Here is a 23472-nt window from a genome sequence, read left to right as displayed (position 1 = left end):
GATGACAAAGAAAAAATTAATTACAGCAGCTATTGCACTTGCACTAATTGGTCAATTTGCAGTTAGCGGGATATTCACAGATGCTAAGGCTTCAAAAAAGTATGATGTTATTATCCAAAATGCTAATGTTTACGAAACAGGTAGTGACCTTGACGTTGCTATTAAGGATGGCAAAATTGTTGCTATCGAAAAAAACATTTCTAAATCTAAGGCATACAAGGTAATTGATGCTACTAATAAATTAGTTGCACCTGGGTTTGTAGATTCACACACTCATATTGATAAGGCACTTACGCTTGGTGATGCTGAGCCTGGTGACTTAATGGCTGCTATTACCGCTGCTAACAAATACGTTGCTAGTGTTCCAAGGGACAAAGTATATGAAGATGTTGTAAGAAGAGGCCGTCAAATAATAGAAATGGCTATTGCTAACGGAACTACTGCTATTAAAACAAACGTGTTTATAAATGATAAGTGGGGTACAGAACCACTACGTGCTATAAATGATCTTAAAGCAGAATATAAGGATTACATAGATATATACAATGTAACTCCATTTAATGATATTGGACCACTACCTGCTGATATACTTGCTGATGTAGAGAAAGCAGCAGCTAATGGTAAAATTGATTTTATTGCAGGATATCCAACACTTACATCTGACTATAAAAAAGATGTAGATACTATTTTTGCATATGCGAAGCAATTTAATATTCCAATAGATTTACATGTTGATGAATCAGATGCTCCTAATATTGATTGCTTAAAATATGTTATTGATAAGACAATTAGTGAAGGAATGCAGGGTAAAGTTACAGTTGGACATGTTACTGCACTTGATGCATACGGAATAAGTGATGCTGAAGCTGCAGCAGTAATTGCTAAGGCTAAGGAAGCTAAGATTAATGTTACTTCACTTACTTCATGTAATCTATATCTTATGGGACGTGATAGTAAAAAACCTATGAGAAGAGGAATCACTCGTGTTGATGAATTAACTAAGGCTGGTGTTAATGTATCATTTGCATCAGATAATATACGTGACCCATTTAGACCATTTGGTAATGCTGACATGCTTGAAGAAGCACTTATGACTGCACAGGTTAACCAATATGGAATTAGAACTGACCTTAACAAGGTATTTAAAATGGGAACATACAACCCTGCTGCTAACACACTTATGAAGGATTATGGAGTTAAGGTTGGATGTAATGCAGATCTTATTGTATTTGATGCACCATCAGCAGATGAGGCTATTGTAAGCCAATCAGATAAGCTATATGTGTTAAAACATGGTAAGGTTGTTGCTGAAGACGGTAAAATAGTTAAAAATCTTAATAAATAAAATTTTAAGGGATGATTATTCATCCCTTTTTCATGCTCTTTTATCTACTTTTTTTCCTTTTTTTGATAACTCAGTCTCAATATCACTAAGCCTTATATTCTCATCACTACATATTTTATCAATTACTGATAACTTAATTCCTATTTCAAGTCTTGGATTATCTCCTGACACACTAAGCATGGCATTAGTAGATGCTGAAAGTATAAGTTTTTTCTTTTCATCTATCGTTTTGGCACATCTAACCTTTTCCTTAATAGACTCTCCTTCTATTTTCGCATAATATGCCTTTCGCTTAACACTAGGATATTTATCACTTATAAGCCTCTCCTCTTCAAGTGTAATAACCTCTCCCCTAGCTATTTTATTTGCTATCTTTGATACCCTAGTCATTTCAAACATAGTTTCAGCTTCAAGTGATCTTGGTTTTTCCCTTAGTTTCTCTAGTAGCTTTTTTGATTCATCTAGGTTAATAGTATAGTTTTTAGTTTCTTTAATCATACTATCCCCTCCTACTACCTATATCGCTTATAACTTAAGTAATGTATATTATAAAAATTTAAATTATTACTTCAAAGTGATTTTTACAATAATTAATTATTCCCTCTCCTGCCATTTTAGATAATTCCTTAGAAAGGGCGCTTCTATCTACTCCTAGATAATCAGCAAATTCCTGTCTATTAAAAGGTATAGTAAAGCTATTACTCTTAGCAATTGATTTTTGAGTTGATAGGTAACTTATAATCTTATCTCTTATTGTACGCTTTGATATATGTTCTATTTTCCTTGTTAACTGAAGGTTTTTATTAGCTATAATATAAACCATATTTTCTATTATATTATTATGAAAACTACAACTATTGCTACAGCTAAAAAGCGCCCTATGATAATCTATCATCATAATAGTAGCATCACTTTCTGCTATAACTGATACTGGAGACTCTTCAATCTTTGCACATGCAAAAACCTCTCCAAATAAACTTCCCACACACAGCTTAGTAAGTATATTTCTATTTCCCAGTACATCCTCATTAAATACAACAGCACTTCCATTTAAAATAATCCCAAAGCTACTAACCTTATCACTTGAATTAATAATATAACTACCTTTTTTAAATGCTTTAACTGAAGGATTTAAGCATAATAATGCTTTTCTAATCTCCTCTTCCCTTAATCCCTTAAAAAGGGAAACCCTATTTAAAATATTAAAATATTTATCCATAACTCCTCACTTCGTTGCATATGCAACATAGTTTTTTCTATTATTATATTAGAATAGTATTAGAATTAAAAGTGTTTGTTAGGAGGATATATATGATTAGAAAAATTATTAAGATAGATGAAGCTAAATGTACAGGATGTACCCTATGTGTAGATGCCTGCCATGAAGGTGCAATTGGGATGATTAATGGTAAGGCAGTCCTACTTAGAGACGATTATTGTGATGGTCTTGGAGATTGTTTACCTGCTTGTCCTGTTGATGCTATAAGCTTTGAGGAGCGTGAGGCACTTGCATATGATGAGGCTGCTGTTTTAGCTAATATAAAAAAATCTAAAATACAAATAAACGAAAAACCAAAGTTTCAATGTCCTTCAACAATATCTAAAACAAGCCATGTGGATTCACCACTTAAAAACTGGCCTGTTCAAATTAAATTAGTCTCACCTAATGCTAGTTTCTTTAATGGAGCTAATCTACTTATTGCTGCTGATTGCTGTGGGTTTGCTTATGATAACTTTAATAAGGACTTTGTTTGCGGTAATATTACCCTTATAGGATGTCCAAAACTTGATAATGAAGACTATAGCAAAAAACTTAAGGATATTATAGAAATCAACAATATTGAAAGTATTACCATTACTAAAATGGAGGTTCCATGTTGCATAGGACTTGAACTTTCAGTAATAAATGCCCTAAATTCTTCATCTCTAGATATAGCCCTTAGAAAAGTTACTATATCTAGAGATGGAAGATTATTATAACTCTTAACTCTTTATCAAAATAGGCTGCTAAAATTATAGCAGCCTATATCTATATTTAAAAAAATGCAAAAAACACCTCTATGCAATTGATTCATTACATAGAGGTGAATATATTTTATTGTAAATTATTTTTCTTTCTAGTGAAGAATGCTCCTAATATCATAACCATTGTAAATACAATTAAGTATGATATTACTGCTGTTTTGTGTGCAAAACAAGCTGCTACTATCATAAATATACATCCTATAATTGATACTGCTGGTGCAACATATCTATTAAATCCATTAAATTCTTTTTCCTTAATCATAATCATAAGGAATATTGGAATATACATTGCGTAGATAGTTACTATTGGAAGCTCCGATGAATCGAAGTTTAGGAATCCGAACCATCCGTCTGATAAATTAGCTCCAAAGAAGAAGAATAACCATATAGCGCTTAATAATAACCCAAATATAGCTGAGTTAGTTGGCATTTTACTTTCTGGATCTACTTGAACAAACATCTTAGGCTTCATACCCTCTCCTCTAGCAGCTATTGCATAGATACCACGAGTACATCCTAGCATTAGTCCATTTAGAGTTCCTAGACATGAAATAATAACAAATACGAATATAAGTGATCCACCAAGACTTGAGAATACTTTTTCAAATGCTATCTTAGCTCCAGTTTCTCCACCTGCCATCATTACTTCATTTGGAACTGCACCTGCAAGTCCAACATAGTAAAGAATATAAACAATCATAATTATAAATGTTCCCCCAACAAGTGCTATTGGAAGATTCTTCTTTGCATCCTTAAGTTCTGCATTAATACTTGTAGCTATAATCCATCCCTCATAAGCAAAGGCTGTTGCAACAACAGCAGTAAATAATGCTGTTCCTGTATCAATATTAGTAGCTACTGTAGTAAAGTTTCTTACAGTCATTCCATTTGAAAGACCTACTATTGTACCAACTACAGCCATTAGAAGTAATGGTATAAGCTTTATAACTGTAGTACTTACCTGGAACTTTCCTGAAAGTACAGGTGACAGTGCATTAAGTGCATAACTTGCTACAAGGAATAGACCTGCTATTGTCATAGCTTCTCCCCCTGCTATTGGATATCCAATTAGTACACAAGTGTATCTAGCTGCAACCCATGCAAGAACTGATGTTAATGTTGGATAGTAAATAAGTGCCATAAACCACCCAATGTAATATGCATATTTTTTCCCAATTGTAGCCTGTGCATAATCAACTACACCATTTACGTACTCATACTTAGTTGCCATTACTGCAAAAGTATAAGCACATGAAATCATAATAATACCACCTATAACCCATGCTAAAATACCTAACGAAAGATTTCCGCCTGTAGCAGTTAAAACTTTCTCTGCTTTAAAGAATACGCCGCTTCCAATTACTATACCTACTACCATAGCTATAGCAGTTATAAGCCCGTATCTTTTTTCTAACTTATTCTCCATAGTTAACCCCTTTTCTATTATTCAGTAATTTTCTGTAGTTTTCATTTTATAATCATATTAACCATTTTTCAACATAATCTTTTAAAAAATTATAATTTTCTTTCCTTTATTACATATTACAACTATTATTACAACTTATACCATATGGTTTTAAAAAATTAAGATTCTTCTCGTTAGTATTAGTTATTATAACTTAAAAAATCCAATATTTATTAATATATTTAAAATAAAAACCCTTTTGTTTATCTCTATAGCTCTAGTAGTTACCTCTATATTTTCTATGGTATTTTTGATGATTATTTATAATATCAATGTAAACGTTTTCATTGTTACAAAAAATCAATCAAATTAATATATATATTTTATAAGAAATTTCTATTACCTTAGCTACTTTATAAATATACTAATCATAAACACCTCTGAAATACCTATATCAAACTATTTCAATAACTAAATAATTATACCAATTTATTCTAATTATGAAAACCCTTTCAGTAATTATTATTTTTTATAAATCATTTTCATACTTTCAGATTTTCAAATAGAATATATCTATTAAGGCTATAATATAATGTCTTAATCCTTTGAAATTTTAACAAATAGCAATAACTAGGGAGGGATGTTTACTTGAACTGCTAAAAATTTTAAGGAGGGGTATATATGTCAGGTAACCAAACATTAGAGAGGGGACTTAAGAATCGTCATGTTCAGCTACTAGCGATTGGTGGCGCCATTGGAACAGGCTTATTCTTAGGGTCTGGAAAATCAATTCACTTAGCAGGACCTTCTATTTTATTTGCCTATATGATTACTGGTGTTATATGTTTCTTTATTATGAGGGCCCTTGGTGAACTTCTTCTATCAAACCTAAACTACCATTCCTTTGTTGATTTTGTTTATGACTATCTAGGCCAAGGGGCTGCATTTGTAGCTGGGTGGACCTATTGGTTCTGCTGGATATCCCTTGCTATGGCTGATTTAACTGCTGTTGGACTCTATATACAGTATTGGTTCCCAAATGTTGCTCAGTGGGTACCCTGTTTAATTGCTTTAGTAATACTACTAGCAATGAACCTTGCATCTGTAAAGCTATTTGGCGAAATGGAGTTTTGGTTTGCTCTTATAAAGGTTATCGCAATTATGGCTTTAATAATAGTTGGTACTTTCATGATTATAAAAGGATTCTCAACAGATGCTGGAACTTCTACCTTCTCAAACCTATGGTCACATGGTGGTTGGTTCCCAAATGGAATTAATGGTTTTATTCTCTCATTCCAAATGGTTGTATTTGCATTTGTTGGTATTGAACTTGTTGGGTTAACCGCAGGCGAAACTGAAGATCCTGAAAAAGTTATACCAAAAGCTATTAATAATATTCCTATAAGAATTATTATATTCTATATTGGTGCCCTAGCTGTAATAATGAGTATCTATCCATGGAACTCAATCAAACCTGACCAAAGTCCTTTTGTACAAGTATTCTCTGCTGTTGGTATTATGGCAGCTGCAAGTATTATAAACTTCGTAGTTTTAACATCTGCAGCTTCTGCTTGTAATAGTGCAATATTTAGTACTAGTCGTATGGTATTTTCACTTGCTAAGGAAGATAATGCACCAAAACTAATGAAGAAACTTAACAATCGTAGAATTCCATCTAATGCATTATTCTTCTCATCTATTGTTGTATTAATATCAGTTATACTAAATTATATAATGCCTCAGGGAGTATTTATACTAATTACTAGCATTTCAACATTCTGTTTTATATTTATTTGGGCAATTATAGTTGTTTGTCATCTTAAATATAAAAAGAGTAACCCTGAACTTGCTAAAATAAGCAAATTCAAAATGCCATTTTTCCCCATTGCTAACTATGTTATTTTAACATTCATAGGATTTGTTCTAGTTGTACTCGCTCTTTCTAAAGAAACACGTGTTGCATTATTTGTAACACCACTTTGGTTTATAATGCTAACTAGCATTTACCTTATTAAAAAGAAAAGAAGTAAGTCCTTAGAACTTAAAGATAAGTAAAAAATAAAAAAAGCCTTCATTAATATATGTGTTAATGAGGGCTTTTTTCTTGAGTATTAATTTTTAGTTAAAATGGAAAAATTTAAATAATATTTTAAAATACAAAAACATGCAAAACTAAAGTACACAACAAATGTTAGATATATAACATTTGTTGTGTACTTTATACGTTTATATTTTAAATTTAATTACTTCACCACTTAGCTTAAGTGCACTTTCATTGGATCTTTTAACTTCGTCAACTACAATGCTTGACTCCTCTGTTATCTCAACTATTTTTTGTGCTATATTTGTTGTTCCTGTAGCACCTTCATTAGATGATAGTGATACCTGTTCTATTGTTCTAATTACCTCTTGTATAGAGTATAAAAGGTCCTTTGATGTACTGCTAAAATCACCAACAAGACTGCTTACAAATTCAGCATCCTTACTATAATCGTCTGCAACATTTATCATTTTTTCATAATCACTATGCACCTCTTCCGATACAAACTTCATAAGATTTTTTGAACTTGATGCTAACTCTCTAACAGAGTTAGTTACCTTATTTGTAACTGATTGTATTTCTACGACTATATTTTTGGATTCCTCTGCAAGCTTTCTTATTTCATCTGCAACAACAGCAAACCCCTTTCCTACTTCCCCAGCTCTTGCAGCTTCTATTGCTGCATTAAGTGCTAACAGGTTTGTTTGAGATGATATTTGCATTATGCCATCTGATAAAAGTGTAATCTGTTCTACCACCTTAGAATTTTCAACAGCTATTTCAAGTTTTTCCTTAGTACCAAGTAATATTTCCATAGCTTTTTCTTGAGCCTTTATAACATTATCTCTAGTTACAATAGCTCTAGCATTGATATTACTAGCTTCAATAGCACCCTCTTCAGCCTTTATTGAAATCGAGTTAACAGCTTTTTCTATTTCATCTGCTGTAGCATTCATTTCCTGTGCTGAAGCCGCTGTTTCCTCCATACCAGCTGATAACTCCTCTGTAGTAGATGTAACATCTTCAATATTACTATTCAGTTCATTCATATTTCTTGAAATAGCATTAACAACCTTTTCAATTGTTTCAGCTTCACTTGAAACATTCCCTATAAGATGATTAAGTGAACTTTGCATAGTTTTAATTGCAAGTGATATATTACCTATTTCATCCCCTCTTACAGAATGAATCTCTGAGTCAACTTTTCTAAAGTCTCCATGAGACATATTTTTAAGGTCAACTATAATTTGATTCATAGGTTTTGATATTGACCTTGATATAAAGTGTGCTAGTAAGTAAGTAATACCTATTGCACTTATAATTATTGCTATAAATATTATTTTAGAAGTAGCAAACTCTCTATCACTATCTAGGCTTAACTTTTCAGCAAGTTTCGTATTATAAACAGCAATCTCCTTTAAGCTATCTGAGAATTTTTCCTGGTGGTCTTCTACTTCAATTATTGCATTAATAGCCTCAGGAATTTTTCTATCCATTGCAAGTGCAATAGCTTTTTCTCTACCTAAAATAAACTCTTTTAAGTTCTCTTCAACTACTGGTATAAGATTTTTTTCATATTCAGTGATTTCTATTTTCTTGTAGTTTTCCCAGTTTTCATTAAATATCTTTTGCCTTTTTTCTATATCTTCGACTTTTTCCTTTTGTTCATTTATATCTTCACTATGAAGTAATATGTAATAAAGATTTGCTTCCATTGCCCTTGACTGATTTCTATTGTCATTTAACCACTGAATACTTAGTAAATTATCCTTGTACATTTTAGTAATACTATTATTAGCCATTGATATATAGGAATATCCTACACCACTAACAACCATAATAAGTATAATAGCTACTATTGATAGAACTAGAATTTTAGACTTAATTCTTAAATTATTCATAACTCCTCCTATTTATGTCGATTGTATTTATATTCCGCATCGAAACCACTTCCTAATTAAGTAATCATATGGTAACTTTTTATACTAATACTTATCGTATTATTATTTAAATTTAAAAAGACTTTATTTTAGTAAATTTAAACAAAATAGTAAATAATATAAATTTTAATTTTAACATACCTAATACTTAAATGTATTAATAAATATCCTTGTAATACTTTGTTATGTTTTATACTTTTTGAGAAAAATTTGACTTTTCTATTATTTACTATATAATATTAATTAATAATAATTATCCATTAAAGGAGTGAAACAAATGATAAACGAAAAATTACTTGAGAGATTAAACAAACAACTTAATTATGAATTTTATTCTTCACATGTATACTTAGCTACAGCAGGGTACTGTTCTTCACAGGACCTACCAGGCTTTGCAAACTTCTTTCAAGTTCAAGCAGAGGAAGAAAAATTCCACGCAATGAAGTTTTTTAATTACATAAATGAAATGGGTGGCAAGGTTAATCTTACTTCAATTAACTCACCTGTTAATGATTTCCCATCAATTCTTGAAGCTTTTAAGGATGCACTTACACATGAAAGAATTGTAACTAAGAAGATATATGAACTTATGGATGTTGCTGTAGACGAAAGAGAACATGCTACTATAAGCTTTCTAAAATGGTTTATAGATGAGCAGGTTGAGGAAGAATCATCATTTACTAATATAGTAAAAAGACTAGAAAGAATCGGTGAGGACGCTAATGCTCTATATGTGCTAGACGATGAACTTGCAAAAAGAATATTTACTCCACCTATAAATGCATAAACTATGAAATTTATAAATAAAATAAGTCAATGCTTTAAAGCTTAGTTCTTTAAATTGCATTGACTTTTATTATTATACTATAAAGCATTTCTCATAAAGTTGTTGCTATTACCATAAACTGTATACTATTCTAACAGGAATCACTTATTACTGGTTTTTTTCAATCAATTAAATAATTTTCTTCAGGTTTTCAAATTCCATGTAATTCTTTGTCTATTATTATTTATATGAATTTAGCATACTTATAATGGTCTCATGCATTTCTTCTCTAAAACTTATAGGTGATATTACCTCTACATTATCACCTTGACTTAATAGCCACATTTTAATACCTTTCCTATATGTATTAGTTACAATAATATATCCACTTCCATCACTGCATTTAGTGCAGCTTATATGATCTACCTTATCAAGAACAGCTTCAATCGATTCCCCTTTAAACTTAAAAGTTACTAGTTCCTCCTCTCCCCCCTGCATAAAGTGTATCTTCTTTCTAAACTCACCATCCTCAAATGACTTAGCTTCACTTTCCCTAATTAAATCATTTGTAACATATATATCTTCCATTCTATCCACTCTAAATATAGTAGGATTCTTATAGTTTTTACCTTTAATAAATGCAATAAGATAGAAATAATACTCTGAAAATAATATTCCCATAGGTATTAATTCTCTTCTTGTAGATTCCTTACTTATCTCTCCACTTTTTCCTATTTTTCTATAGCTTACACAAACTACCTTCTTCTCTTGAATCGCACTGCTTAGTGTCCATAAACTTTCAACTAAACTCTTTCCATGCTTTGGCTCTATATACTTGTTCTTTTCATTATCTATAATTGCATGAATTTTAGTCTTATCTTCCACAATGCAATATCTTAAAAGTTTATCAATAATTCCCTTTATTTCCTCATTAATAAACCCTCTACTTTCAAGTAAAACCTTAGAAATAGCAAGTATTTCCATTTCTTTCAAGCTATTTTTATGCTTATATTCTAGTATATACCCCTTCTTATAATCATGCTTTTTAAGATTATCTACATAAAATCCACTTTCAGGATCATGGAGGAAGTTTTGTACATCCTTTAAGTATCTATAAAATGTTCTTTCAGTAATATCGAATCTATTTAGGATATCTTTTTTAACTAAAACTCTACCCTCTAAAAGATTATGGTACATATATATCAAAACGTTAGATTTAAATCTTTCCACAATAAAACTCCCCCTACAAATTATTTCTATTTCATATTTCTACATAAACCTCCAATTTCCTTCTTTAGCCTTTTCCACTTATACATATCCTCATCTGCTTCATTAATTATATCCTCTATGCTTATTTCACTATCTAAAGACCCTATATACTTACACCATCCATAACTTATTCCTATTTTATAATTTCCCTCCTGATTACTCTTTCTATTTAGTCTTTCTTGTACACATTTAAGTACTATATGAATATCTTCCTCACTAGAGTTTCTAAAAACAACTCCAAACTCATCACCAGCATACCTAAAAACACAGTCACTTTTTCTAATACTTTCACTAATGGTTTTTGCCACTGTAACAATAGCATTATCCCCCTCCCTATGACCATAGGTATCATTTATAACCTTAAAATCATCAATATCAATAAAGCAAAAGATTAAACTTTCCTTATTCCTATTTACATTTGTATAAACATCCTGTAAACGGTTTATACCAAACCTATTATTTGGTATTCCAGTTAAAGTGTCTACACAGAGTTCCCTGCTTAATTTGTGGTTTTTACTGTGTAAAGCAACAATATCTCTATCCCTATCTCCAAGAATCTTAATAAGTTCCTCTTTGCTTAAATCATTATAGTCCATAATAAAACCTCCCTAATGTCTTATATTTGACTACATTGTAAAATATAGTATTGACTATGACTGTCACAAAATAAACTTATTTTTACATTCTTGAAAATAAGTAATAATCTAATATCCCAATAAATTAATTTTACAAAAACAAAATAGTCTATGTTAAAATACATAGACTATTTACACTTCAATATTAAATTCTATTACCCTGCCTTTTATTTATGTACATATTATCATCTGCTTCTTTAAATAATTGAATCATATTAGAATATGATACTTCCCTAAATGAATAACCTATAGATAGACTTATATTTATATTTGTACTCTCACTATTAAGTCTATTAACATCTGAGTAAATAGACTTAATTAATTTATCAATATCACTTACTAACATACCTTTAGTTATAATAGTAAACTCATCTCCACCAATTCTAGATACAATTCTACTCTCACTTAAGTACTTAATTAAAATATTAGCAGTTGCTCTTAGAATATTATCCCCTTCTCTATGACCTAAATTATCGTTAATATATTTTAATCTATCTACATCACAAACAATAATTCCAATGTTTTTTTCGTAATTAATATTTAATTTATCAAAAACCTCGTCATAGTACTCTCTATTAAAAAGTCCAGTCATTTTGTCATGGGTACTCCTATATTCAAGTTCTGCCTCAAGTTTTCTTCTGTAGGTAATATCCCGTACTGCCCCCTCTATAGCAATAAGTTTCCCCTTCTTATCATATATAGGAACCGCATGGTCTTCAGTATGAATATATTCTCCATTGCTATGTAGCCACCTAGTAAATTGGGGCTTTGAAAAATCAACATTTCCTATAGTCTTATTGTATAGGCCCTCATAATCCTCTGGATGAACAGTATCAAAAACAAGATTATAATTTTGAAGAAAATCATTTTCACTTCTCCCTAATATATCTCTAACAGATGGGCTTACATACTTAAACCTGATATCTGGATAAATTTGATAATAATAAATTATGTCCTTACTATAGTGAAGTAATCTTTTATGAAACCTATGCATTTCCCACCATTTTTTAGCTTCTACATATATATAACCTACCCCTACACATAGAAATACTAGTAAAAAATAGTCCATACTAATCACAATATCTCCTCAAAAAACTCTTATAAAATTATTATAAGCATAATATACACTATAAAATATGATACACCATAGTAATTAACAGTCAATACCATTTATTAACTAAATGCAGAAATGACTAAGAGGTATACCTCTTAGTCATTTCATATACTTAGCCCTATGTCCTTCCCACCATTTAACTTAATAATATTAGCAAACATATTCATAACCTTATCATTCTTAATAAGGCTTTGTATCTTAGGATTTGATAATGCTCCATTGTCCCCTTGAATATTAATATTATTACTTTCGTCTATTCTAATATTTAAATGCCTAGACAATTTATCATCTTCTTTATAATCCTTTTTAGGTGATTGACCTATTAAGTCACTAAGTCCCATTCTCATTCTTCTTCGCATCTCTTTTTCCTCTTCACTTAAAGGACATTCAAATCTTTGGCCATTAACTACAATCCATCTTTTATTATCATCTATTCCAAGTTCATCCCACTGACAATCTTGACTATTTGTTGTATAGTTCATTATTTGATTAAATGTACTTCTGTTAACAAAAACAGTTGTATTTGCTGCAGTTCCCTTATCCATAGAAATTGATCCTATAGAAGCTGTAGGCTTAATATTATTAGACATACTTAAGTCAATCACATCCTTAAAACTTACAGAGGAAGCCTTATCTTTACTTGAATTAATGTTTTTGTCCTTATTATTTTCTAATGTATTAATACCTATATTTCTTATATAATCATTATTTATACTATTAATGCTCATATATTTCTCCTTTAAATCATAATATATTTTTATTAATTTCTATAATATATATCGACTAAAACTAAATATCTGTAATTATACTCCTTGGTTTTATTATCAATATGTAGTTTTCACAAACAAAAAGAGTGGCCTACTTATCTGTAGTTACCACCCTATAATTAACTATATTAAAAAATAAACATATCTGGCTTATATTCTTCTGGTAGTTCTTCCTCACTTAAAAAATTAAATGAATCATCGTTAAGTATAGGAATGAAGGCTTCATATGGTAGTGTTTGAAATTCACATGAATAACTACTAGCACCGAACCACATACCTTCCTTTGCCTTAAGGTTTAGTTCACGGGCAAACTTTGTATGATTTGAACAATCATGGATAACAATATCCCAATTCTCATCATCAGCTATTTTCATAAGCTTTAAAGTAAGTTCTCTACTCCAAATAGGAGAAATATATCCTTGCCTTGCAATATACATATTCTCACCTTCATAGTTACCTATGTTATTTTCATTTAGGTGAAGTTCTGCACAGTTAATAAAATCAAGTCCAGTAGATAATATTAAATCCTTCTTCTCAAAGAAAGTCTCAAAGAATTCAGGTGTCATAGGAGTTTCTATTCCAACCCTTGAAATATATTTCTTAGCAATTCTAATATTTTCAATAACATTGTCTGCACACTTAGTAGCACCTAAATTGAAACGAATCTCATTAAGACCTGCTTCTCCAAGTGCCTTTAAAGTTTCCTCAGTAGCTAGTGTTCCATTTGTGTACATATGTTGATAAATATCTGCATCACTAAACTTTTTAACAACAGTATAATACTTTTCAATCTCCATAAATGGCTCAAGGTATACATAAGCAACCCCTGTTGGCTTTTTATTAATTGAAAGTAAAAGATCTATGTCTTTTTCATAGAACTTAGTTCCACCAATATCCCACATACCTTCTCCAATTGGTGGTATATTATCAAGGTGTCCATAGTTATAACAGAACTTACACTTAACATTACACTTGTTTGTCTTTCTAATAGCACTTAACCCATTTCCAAGAAGGCATGAACGACATCCCCCTGGGAACTTCTCATCAGGTCCTACATAGAAAGTTCTATTTTCAAGGGATTTAATCCCCTTAATTTCACCCATTAATTCTTCATTTCTCTTATCAATAACAGCCTCTATTTGAGAAAAAGTTGCATATATAATCTCTGCATGTTTGTTCTCAAGACCCTCTTCTTCCTCTAGTTGAGTAAAAGTATCGAACCATATAAGTGCATCAGTTTTTGAAATCTTCATAAAGTATCCTCCCCTAATCACTAGTTCAAAATAAATAATTTATTTAAAACGAATATTTTTATCTTAAAGCACAAACTCTATTATACTTCATATAAGATAATAAGGTAAGTTCTAAATATATCCTCTATGCAAAATTCACTTCCTACAAAACCAAATAAAAAACACCTGGGGCTAAATCCTAACCTAGGTGTTTTAATTCAATAGGTTAATTATATAATATAACCTATTCTTATATACAGCTTGAGATAATTTTAATCTCAATACTAAGTTTATTAATTATACCAAATAAAGAAGACATATACCTTAGTTATACCCTAATTTATATGTCTTCTAAACAACTAATTAACTATTTACATATCTCCTACTGGAATTCTTGGTACATCATTCGCTGAAGGTAATATCATACTATCAAGTATGCTCTTTACTTCTTCACCTATCTCTGGATTTGAAGTTGCAACGGCAACCATATTAAGCTTAGGTATAACAAATATATATTGTCCTCCAAGTCCACTTGCCATTTGTACATCTAGTAAATGACTTGTTCCTAGCCATGTTAAATACCCATATCCTTCTTCAGTTGGCATTCCACCATCGCTATTCTTTGTGGTCATTTTTGTTATCCACTGCTCTGATACTATTTGTTTTCCTTCCCATTTCCCTTTATTAAGAATTAATACTCCTATTTTTGCCATGTCTGTAGGAGTTATCTTTAATCCATGTCCACCAATTGATACTCCATTTTTATCTGGCCACTCATATTTAGTTATTCCTAGTGGTTTAAATAAATTTTCCTCTGCAAACTTTGCCTCGCTTTTACCTGTTTTATCACTTATTATTTGTGATATCATATGTGGACCCATGCTACTATAGGTAAATTTTTCTCCTGGATTACTATCGAATGGCTTATCTATAAAATACTTAATTGTATCTTCTCTTTCCCACTCAGCTATTAACTGGTCGTTAGTCCCTGGATGCCCCATTTCATTCCACTTCTTACCTAACTTCCCGCTTAGTAAATGTTCTACTGTAAGTGATTTTGATCTTTCATCTGAAGATTCATTTATATACTTAGGTAGTAGTTCTGATACCTTTTGGTCTTCCCCCTTAATAATACCCTTATCAATTGCTATTCCAGTTAGTATTGCTGTAACAGTTTTTGTACATGATTGAATATCATGTAATTCATCTCGAATATTATCACCTTTAAAGTACTCCTCATATACAACCTTATTATTACGTATAATTATTGTACTTCTTAAGGCTGGATAAAAATTTCTAAGAGCACTTGTCATAGCCTTTAGCTTCATAGGATCCATATTCTGATCCTTAGGTGCTGAACTTTCAAAGGCCCCCTTAACTTCTACCTTATTTGTAGATACTTCCTGACTACACCCAGTAAAAAGACCTAACGTTAAAATAAGAGATAAAAATGTACATATCTTTTTAACTTTCATAACAAAGCCCCCTTAAAAATATTACTTATATTTGTAATTTTTACAAACTTTAATTATGTATATGTAAATATTTATGTCAATATGAACTTACTCTTCTATTAACTTTAGTATCTTCATTTATATAATCTATTAGTAATTTCATATTTCCCCCAATGTCATTTTCCATATATTAACATATTTTTTATATAGTATCAATAAGTAAATACAAAAAAATTGACCCTATAACAAATAATATTATAAGGTCAAACAAACTCAATTATTCAATTGAAGTATTTATAATATGTCGTATTATTATACTGTCCCTTGTTAAATGAATTGCCTTTAATAGCTCACCATCTGAAGACTCTGGGTTAACTAAATTTAAATTATCATAATATCCATCTGGAGTAACCTCAAGTAAAACATAGCCTCCAATTTTAAGTGTTTCTTTTGGTGTTTCCCACTGGACAACCCCGTATACATCTGTTTTACCTTTTAATTTAACTTCATCTGTAAATAACTTCTCATCATCTGGTGCATCTGGATTAATTGCATAATCCCTCCATGTAATATTCTCTATTGGCTTATCAATTTCTCTAGCAAGAATGAAAATAATATTATTAGGATTCCCCTCTAAATTACCTCCTATCATAGTTAAATCAACTTTAATATCAGCAGGGTCAACAATAGGAACTACAGATCCAATTTTAAAATTAGTTGTAAGTGTTTGCTCATCAGATTTAGGAAAGTTTTCATCTGTACTCATTGATACAAAATACTGTTTATTATATTTATCTGTAAGCAGAAAGTTTGTAAATGCATAAAGATTAAATATTTCTGATTCCGGTGTAAGTGTAATTACTCCTACCCCAAGTAGTAAGTTACTACCCTTTTCTTCAACTTTTATATAATAAAGAGTGTCTTGTGTTACTCGATTAGCTACAAGGTTTTCAACGTTAATAACAACTTCTTCTCGAGTTTTATATACACTCTCTACTGAATAGATAAGATCTATTTCTGGCACTGATGAAACTGATATTTGACAATAAGCCTTAAATCCTCCTTGAACCGTTGTTGCTGTTATAACTACAAAACCAGGTGAGATTCCAGTTACCTTTCCATTTTCAACACTTGCAATAGAACTGTCAGATGAGGACCAAATTACATCTTTTGTAGTAGCATTATCAGGACTAATAATAGGTTCAATAGTTATACTTGAACCAACGTAAATAGAGTCAGATATAATACTTAATTCTATGCCTGTAACAGGAATAGCTAACTGGCCCTCCATGTTAACAATTATATCTAGTGAAGTAGTAATGCTTGTTTGTTCTATTGTACCTGTAAGGCTATAAATAGATAGCACGTCATTATATGGAACTTCAAAAGTTGGCCCCACAGCACTTCCACTAAACCACCAAGTAACTGGAACAGATACAACAGCATCATTTGATAAAATAACATTTACCTTCCTTGGCAGTACAATTACCTGACCAGGAAGTGCTGATATTTGCGAAGGTGCTACAATGCTGTTAACTGCAGTTACAGTAACTATAGTATTTGCTATAAATAAATCTGAATTTGTCCCCCCACTAATAGATGCTATTCCTTTACTATGAGCTGTTACCATGCCACTATTATTAACTGTAGCAACATCTGGTGTATCAGATTTCCAAATTACATCCTGATTACTTGCATTTAGTGGCTCAATAGTAGCAGTTAATTGAAACATATCACCTGGTAAAATCGATAGGGTTGATGGGAATAATGTAATACCTGTAGTAGGTATTACTGCAGCATTATATGTTAATGTTTCATAAATAAAAGGTAGTTGGGTAGTTAACATAATCTCTTTGCTTGGTGTAATAAAACCAGGAATACTTTCACCCTTTATAACTAGCTTTCCTCTAGCCTCTGTACTCCAGGTTGCTACACCACCAATTGTACTTATTGTTGTTACTATATCATCTTTAATAAAGTCAACCTTTGTTTCTACTGGGTCTTCTAAATTTATATCAAACTCTACCTTAACTTGGAGGGTAATTTTATTTTTTGTATCATGTCCTCCTTTTCCCCCTTTTCCCCCTTTTGTTCCTTTATTTCCTTTATTCCCTTTAGTAGATATATTAGATTGTAGATCAATAACACCTACTACCTGAGTTAATGAAAAGGTTCCAATTTGTGGTTTAGTTGTGTTGTTAGTTTGATCAAGTTGCATCCTAACAATATCAGATGTAACTTCTATTAAAGTGCCAGTAACACTATTTTCACTACCTATAGATGCATCACCTGAAAGAATTAGATTAACCCTCTTACCTAAAGACTCAGAAAAAACAGATGTTAATGGATTTTCTTCCTTTTCACACCCTCCAGAGTCCTCTTCAGCTATAGGTATAAATCCTAAAAGTGATTTTAGAAAATAAATACCCTCACTTGCTGAATCATGATGTTTAGACTTTAGACGTAGCTTTAAAATTTCATTGTCAACATAAATTAATGTTCCAGTAATATTAGGAGGTTTACCTGCTGGAGGAGAAGCCTCAGTTATTATTTGAATTTTTTTATTCATAAATGGTAATAGTGTCTTCATAACTGATTTACTATCCTTACAATTATAATAATCAATAAGGTTAATTAAATTTTTTTTATTAAAAAAACAATTATCACAATTACATTTCATAATATCACCTCAACTTATAAAGTAGCTATAATCATTGTATTCTTTATGTATTTTACAGGTTACAACATATGCAAAACTAAAAGACATATACCCTAGCTATAAACTAATGTATATGTCTTTTATAAAACTTATTATTAAAATAATTTAGAAATTTAGTAAGTATGCACTTAATAATTATTTTCTTAATGCAATTGCTGGGTCTATATTAATTAATCGTAAACTAGTTAAATAGCTTATAATCACAATAGTTATAAAAACTCCTATATTGCATAGTAAAAACTGACCTATCCCTACATTAAACGAAAGAGCCATTAATTTTAAAACTACTATTACTATTATAAGTATTACACTACTTATAATAGATGATAATCCACCAAGAATTAAGTTTTCCTTAATTAGTATGTTTTTAATGTCTGCTTTTTCAAATCCTAAAGCAGATAATAATCCTACTTCACGATAACGGGTACTTTGTAGTTTTACTAATAACACTATACATACAAAAAGTGATATACCTGATATAAGAATAGCTACCACTAAAAATATTTTTTCAAGGCTTTTAAAAGTATTTTCCATACTTAATACTTCCTTAGCAGCATTTTTAGAATCTATTCCCTTTTCTTTTAGCATATTACTTACTTCTACTATATCCTTAAAATCTGTAACATCATAACTTATTGAATAGGTCTCCTTAATTGAATCCTTATACATTTGCTTTTCTATATCAGAACTTACAAAAAAGTCATCATATGCAGCGTTATAAATACCACTTATCTTAAGAATATACTCTTTCCCATCTACCTTAAGCTTTGCTTCTTTTCCTATTAAAGTATTAATTTCAGAGGAGAACTTCTTAGCTAGGCTAGGTGTTATTGACATTTCATTTTTACCCTTTCTAGGTAGTACTCCATATGATAAAACCTCTGTAGATTTTGGCATAGGAATCTTCTCTTCTATTAATATATCCTTACTATTAATTTCCAGTGTAATATTGTTTAATTTGCATTGATAATATACATTTTCTATTCTTTTATCTTCACTTAACATCTTAAAGGTTTTTTCATCATTTCCTTTTATATACCCATTATTATATGCTGTATTTTTTTCTTTAAATTCACTAACTGATTGTTCTATTACCTTCCCTGAAGAAAGTGAAAGAAGAATTGCTATTACACCAATTGATATTGCAGTAGCTACTGTTATATATTTTTTTATATTAACCTTAAAATTCTTTCTTGCTATCTTTAAGCTTTTTACCCTAGTGCTTTTAAATTGTTTTTTAGGTTCCTTTAATTTATTACTTTCTTTAAATTCTCCTGACTTCTCAACTTCTAACTGTTTATCCTTTAAGTTAATAACCTCATCTGCAAATGTTAATATTTTAGGGTCATGGGTTATTACAACAACTAATCTTTCAAGGGAAATTTCCTTTAACATTTCCATTATTTCAGTAGATGTTTTACGATCTAATGCTCCTGTTGGCTCATCACATAGTAGTATACTAGGTGATCCTAGTAGGGCTCTAGCTATTGCTACCCTTTGTTTCTGCCCACCTGATAAGGTTTCACATAACTGGTCTTTCTTATCCTCAATAGAAAGCTTACTTAAAAGAGTCTTTGCCTTATCTAAAGCTTCTCCATTATCATTAGAATCTCTTTGCTCTGAAAGCAAAACATTCTCTAATGTAGAGTAACCAGTTAATAGGTTGTAGTTTTGGAATACAAAACCTATTTTATCTCTTCTATACTGGCATAACTCCTCACTAGTTAATGTGTTTAGGGGGACTCCCTCAACTGTTATATCCCCCTGATATTCTGTGTCAAATCCTGCAAGCATATTAAGTAAAGTTGTTTTTCCACATCCTGATTCTCCAACTATACAAACTAGTCCTTTCTCTGGAAATGTATAGTTAATATTATCTAAAACCAAGTTATTTCCGTACTTTTTAGATATATTACTAAGCTTTATCATCTATCTATCTCCTACCTTAAGAGCATTTATAATACTCGTCTTAATTCCTATTATTGATGTTACTGCTCCTGCAAATATGCTCATAACAAGTGATATAATAACACCTATTGTTAATACTCTTAAACTCAGTATTGGCATATTCCATAACTTAATTGTAACTGAATTAATAAGTGGTGAAAGTGCTACAAATAATGCACTAGACATTATCCCTATTAAGAAAAACTCACTAAATATTGCAGCTGTAACCTGAGTATTTGAGAATCCACTAACCTTTAAAATAGCATATTCTCTTCTTCTAATTAAACTACTGATAAATGCAACTACTAGGGTTGTTAATACTGCAATAACTCCTATTACATTAGTTGCAAGTGATGTTTGTACATTAGCATGTTTATTAAGTCTTACAATATCCTCTACTAATTCAAATCTACCAAGTGGAACAATTCCCTTTGCATTTAATTCATCTTTAATAGAAATCATATCCTCAGGGCTATTAGCTCTTATATCAATATTTCCATCTATTTTTTTGATTCCAGCCTTACTCTTAATTTCTCTAAGTGCTGATTGACTAAAGAAGAATGAATCATCTATACTAAATTCAATTACACTGCCTTGAGAATCAATTACCATATTAGTATCTATTACTCCTGTAACCTTAGCCTTAGTTTCAACCTTAACCTCTACAGGACTTCCACTTTCCCAGTTAAATATAGTAGCATCAAATATAATTTCTTTACCAATTATATCTTCATTAGAAATTCCAAGGTTTTTAACAAAACTTTCTGGTACAACAACTTCCTTATCATTTCCATTTGGTAGGCTTCCTGCAACTACCTTATTCATTACAGGTATGTTCCCTGATGAATCTATATTATGTGTCTGCCCATCAACTGTAATAACTATATTATCAAAACTTTGGGAGAATAGTACATGTGCCACACGCTTATCATTTTTATATTTATCAAATACTCCATCTAAGCTCTGTGATACATCCTTATTCGGTGAATCACTATCCCCTCCAGCTGTACCTCCTGCACCTATAAATGAGGATGCTAAGTTAATATCTAGTAGATTCTCTCCATAAGTTTCTAGTAACTTATTAAATTGTGACTGTCCACTATCCTTTATGGAACCACTAAATGATACAAGTAGCATAGTTGATGATATTAAAATAATTAATGCCATAACTATATTTTGAATAATATTACTTTTTAGTGACACTAGTCCTAATTTCAGTCCCTTTGAAAATGATAATTTACTAGTTAGTTTCCCTTTATCTTTAATATTTTCTTTCTCTACATCATTACATGAAGACACTAATTCTCCCTTATCTATCTCATAAACCTTAGAACTTGTATCTATTAATGATGTATCATGTGTTACTACAATTACTGTACGTGTTTTTGCTAGTGTTTTTAGAATTTCCATTGTACTCTTTGAAGATGCTGCATCAAGTGCACTTGTTGGCTCATCTGCTATGATTACCTGTGGATTTTTCATTAATTCACGTGCAATTGCAACACGTTGCTTTTGTCCACCTGATAGGCTTGAAACTTTTTGCTTTGCTATATTATTTATTTTAAGTTCTCTTAAAATTCTTTTCATATCATCATAACTAGACTTATCACTTAGATAATTTGGTAACAATATATTCTCTTCAACTGTTCTATTTTCTATAAGATTAAAGTCCTGCCATATAAATCCTAAGACCTGATTATAGTATAGTGCTTTCTCATTAGCTTTAAGCTTTTTAATGCTCTTACCATTAAAAATAACTTCTCCCTTAAACTCTTCCTCCATACCACTAATAATTTTTAAAAGTGTAGTCTTTCCACTACCGGATGACCCTACAATAAAGTTCATACCTTTTCCAATATTCATTGTAATATCTTTAAGAGCATACTCGTCTCCAAATTTCTTCGACACTGATTTAATTTCAAACATTTTATACTACCTCCTATTAATAACATCACTATACCAAAAGCCATATAAAATTTGTGTTAAGAAATTTTATATCTGCTTAACGAAGAATTTATGTGGATATACTATAATATAAGTAGGAAATAATTCACTGAGGAGATTTACTATGAGGATTTTAATTGTAGAAGATGAAATAGATTTATGTGACACCATAGCTGAGGGGCTATCTATAGATGGTTATGCAGTTGATAAGTGCTATAACGGACTTGATGCCTACGAAATACTTTCAACTGAAAGCTATGACCTTGTTATTCTAGACCTTAACCTTCCTCTAATGGATGGTATAGAGGTTCTACAAAAAACAAGACTTCACAATAAGGATGTTAAAATAATTATATTATCAGCAAGATCTGATGTATCTGATAAGGTGCTAGGTCTTGATATGGGTGCTAACGACTACCTTGCAAAACCCTTTGCTTTTGAAGAATTAGAGGCTCGTATTCGTAGCCTTTTACGTAGATGTTTTATACAGGAGAATACACTATTAGAATATGGCACTCTTTCTCTTAATACCCTTAGCCGTAGTGTTAGTGCTAATGGAGAAGAATTCTCACTAACTAAAAAAGAATTATCAATACTTGAGTATTTTCTTTTAAATAGAGATAAGGTTATTAGTCAGGAGGAACTTATTCAACATATATGGGACAAGGATGTAGATATTTTTAGTAATTCTATTAGAGTACACATTGCCTCACTTAGAAAAAAGCTTAAAAATGCAATTGGAAAAGATATTATACAAACTAAAATAGGACAAGGCTACCACCTTGTAGGAGGTAAGATAGATGTTTAACAAACTTTCACTTAGAATGCGTATTACCCTAACTAGTACATTACTACTTTTAGTATGCTCC

At 30.8% G+C, this 23472-nt stretch carries 18 protein-coding genes; 5 read left to right on the top strand and 13 right to left on the bottom strand.

The annotated features are described in order from the left end of the window. Window position 1 precedes the first annotated feature (1 nt). The gene (locus RR539_RS01455) at window positions 2-1345 is read left to right on the top strand and encodes an amidohydrolase family protein (RefSeq protein WP_332472905.1); all 1344 of its coding nucleotides are present in this window, start codon (window positions 2-4) and stop codon (window positions 1343-1345) included. Window positions 1346-1375: 30 nt separating this feature from the next. Here the strand turns inward: RR539_RS01455 and RR539_RS01450 are convergent, their stop codons facing one another. After that, a complete protein-coding gene (locus RR539_RS01450) occupies window positions 1376-1843 on the bottom strand; it encodes a hypothetical protein (protein ID WP_332472904.1) in 468 nt (155 codons plus the stop codon). Window positions 1844-1901: 58 nt separating this feature from the next. Continuing rightward, entirely contained in the window at window positions 1902-2564 is a 663-nt protein-coding gene (locus RR539_RS01445) for a Crp/Fnr family transcriptional regulator (RefSeq protein WP_332472903.1), read from the bottom strand. Window positions 2565-2656: 92 nt separating this feature from the next. Here RR539_RS01445 and RR539_RS01440 point away from each other — a divergent pair, with 92 nt between their 5' ends. Further along, window positions 2657-3325, top strand: a complete 669-nt coding sequence (locus RR539_RS01440; RefSeq protein WP_332483340.1) for an ATP-binding protein — start codon at window positions 2657-2659, stop codon at window positions 3323-3325. Between the two features lie 115 nt (window positions 3326-3440). Here the strand turns inward: RR539_RS01440 and RR539_RS01435 are convergent, their stop codons facing one another. After that, entirely contained in the window at window positions 3441-4796 is a 1356-nt protein-coding gene (locus RR539_RS01435; RefSeq protein WP_332472901.1) for an APC family permease, read from the bottom strand. 660 nt (window positions 4797-5456) lie between these two features. On the opposite strand from RR539_RS01435, the gene RR539_RS01430 reads away from it, so the two are divergent. Continuing rightward, entirely contained in the window at window positions 5457-6830 is a 1374-nt protein-coding gene (locus RR539_RS01430) for an amino acid permease (RefSeq protein WP_332473929.1), read from the top strand. 171 nt (window positions 6831-7001) lie between these two features. Here the strand turns inward: RR539_RS01430 and RR539_RS01425 are convergent, their stop codons facing one another. After that, window positions 7002-8717 (bottom strand): methyl-accepting chemotaxis protein, encoded by a 1716-nt coding sequence (locus tag RR539_RS01425; RefSeq protein WP_332473928.1) that lies wholly within the window; start codon window positions 8715-8717, stop codon window positions 7002-7004. 316 nt (window positions 8718-9033) lie between these two features. Between RR539_RS01425 and RR539_RS01420 the strand changes: the two genes are divergently transcribed. Continuing rightward, window positions 9034-9543: a ferritin gene (locus RR539_RS01420; RefSeq protein ID WP_332473927.1), complete on the top strand. Its 510-nt coding sequence runs from the start codon at window positions 9034-9036 to the stop codon at window positions 9541-9543. Between the two features lie 219 nt (window positions 9544-9762). Here RR539_RS01420 and RR539_RS01415 read toward each other — a convergent pair whose 3' ends face one another. The 9 genes from RR539_RS01415 to RR539_RS01375 all read right to left on the bottom strand — a co-directional run bounded on the left by RR539_RS01415 (window position 9763) and on the right by RR539_RS01375 (window position 22585). Further along, window positions 9763-10752 (bottom strand): helix-turn-helix transcriptional regulator, encoded by a 990-nt coding sequence (locus RR539_RS01415; protein WP_332473926.1) that lies wholly within the window; start codon window positions 10750-10752, stop codon window positions 9763-9765. Between the two features lie 26 nt (window positions 10753-10778). Beyond that, window positions 10779-11387: a GGDEF domain-containing protein gene (locus tag RR539_RS01410; protein ID WP_332500170.1), complete on the bottom strand. Its 609-nt coding sequence runs from the start codon at window positions 11385-11387 to the stop codon at window positions 10779-10781. A gap of 184 nt (window positions 11388-11571) precedes the next feature. Continuing rightward, a complete protein-coding gene (locus RR539_RS01405) occupies window positions 11572-12495 on the bottom strand; it encodes a sensor domain-containing diguanylate cyclase (RefSeq protein ID WP_332483339.1) in 924 nt (307 codons plus the stop codon). Window positions 12496-12644: 149 nt separating this feature from the next. Beyond that, on the bottom strand, window positions 12645-13268 hold the full coding sequence (locus RR539_RS01400) for a hypothetical protein (protein ID WP_332473923.1): 624 nt from the start codon (window positions 13266-13268) through the stop codon (window positions 12645-12647). A 167-nt stretch (window positions 13269-13435) separates the two neighbouring features. Then, the gene (locus RR539_RS01395) at window positions 13436-14560 is read right to left on the bottom strand and encodes a radical SAM protein (protein ID WP_332473922.1); all 1125 of its coding nucleotides are present in this window, start codon (window positions 14558-14560) and stop codon (window positions 13436-13438) included. Between the two features lie 350 nt (window positions 14561-14910). Continuing rightward, on the bottom strand, window positions 14911-16014 hold the full coding sequence (locus RR539_RS01390) for a serine hydrolase domain-containing protein (protein ID WP_332473921.1): 1104 nt from the start codon (window positions 16012-16014) through the stop codon (window positions 14911-14913). A gap of 256 nt (window positions 16015-16270) precedes the next feature. After that, window positions 16271-18562 carry an Ig-like domain-containing protein gene (locus RR539_RS01385; RefSeq protein ID WP_332500169.1) on the bottom strand — a complete coding sequence of 764 codons (2292 nt, stop codon included), beginning with the start codon at window positions 18560-18562 and terminating at the stop codon, window positions 16271-16273. A gap of 285 nt (window positions 18563-18847) precedes the next feature. Next, a complete protein-coding gene (locus RR539_RS01380) occupies window positions 18848-20641 on the bottom strand; it encodes an ABC transporter ATP-binding protein/permease (protein WP_332473919.1) in 1794 nt (597 codons plus the stop codon). Continuing rightward, the gene (locus RR539_RS01375; protein ID WP_332473918.1) at window positions 20642-22585 is read right to left on the bottom strand and encodes an ABC transporter ATP-binding protein/permease; all 1944 of its coding nucleotides are present in this window, start codon (window positions 22583-22585) and stop codon (window positions 20642-20644) included. Window positions 22586-22727: 142 nt separating this feature from the next. Here RR539_RS01375 and RR539_RS01370 point away from each other — a divergent pair, with 142 nt between their 5' ends. After that, complete coding sequence (locus RR539_RS01370; RefSeq protein ID WP_332473917.1) at window positions 22728-23411, top strand: response regulator transcription factor; 684 nt, start codon at window positions 22728-22730, stop codon at window positions 23409-23411. The last annotated feature ends 61 nt before the right edge of the window (window positions 23412-23472 follow it).

Origin of the sequence: Clostridium sp., from assembly GCF_036639235.1 — a bacterium.
Lineage (GTDB): Bacteria > Bacillota > Clostridia > Clostridiales > Caloramatoraceae > Clostridium_AB.
This window is presented reverse-complemented; position numbering and strand designations above follow the sequence as displayed.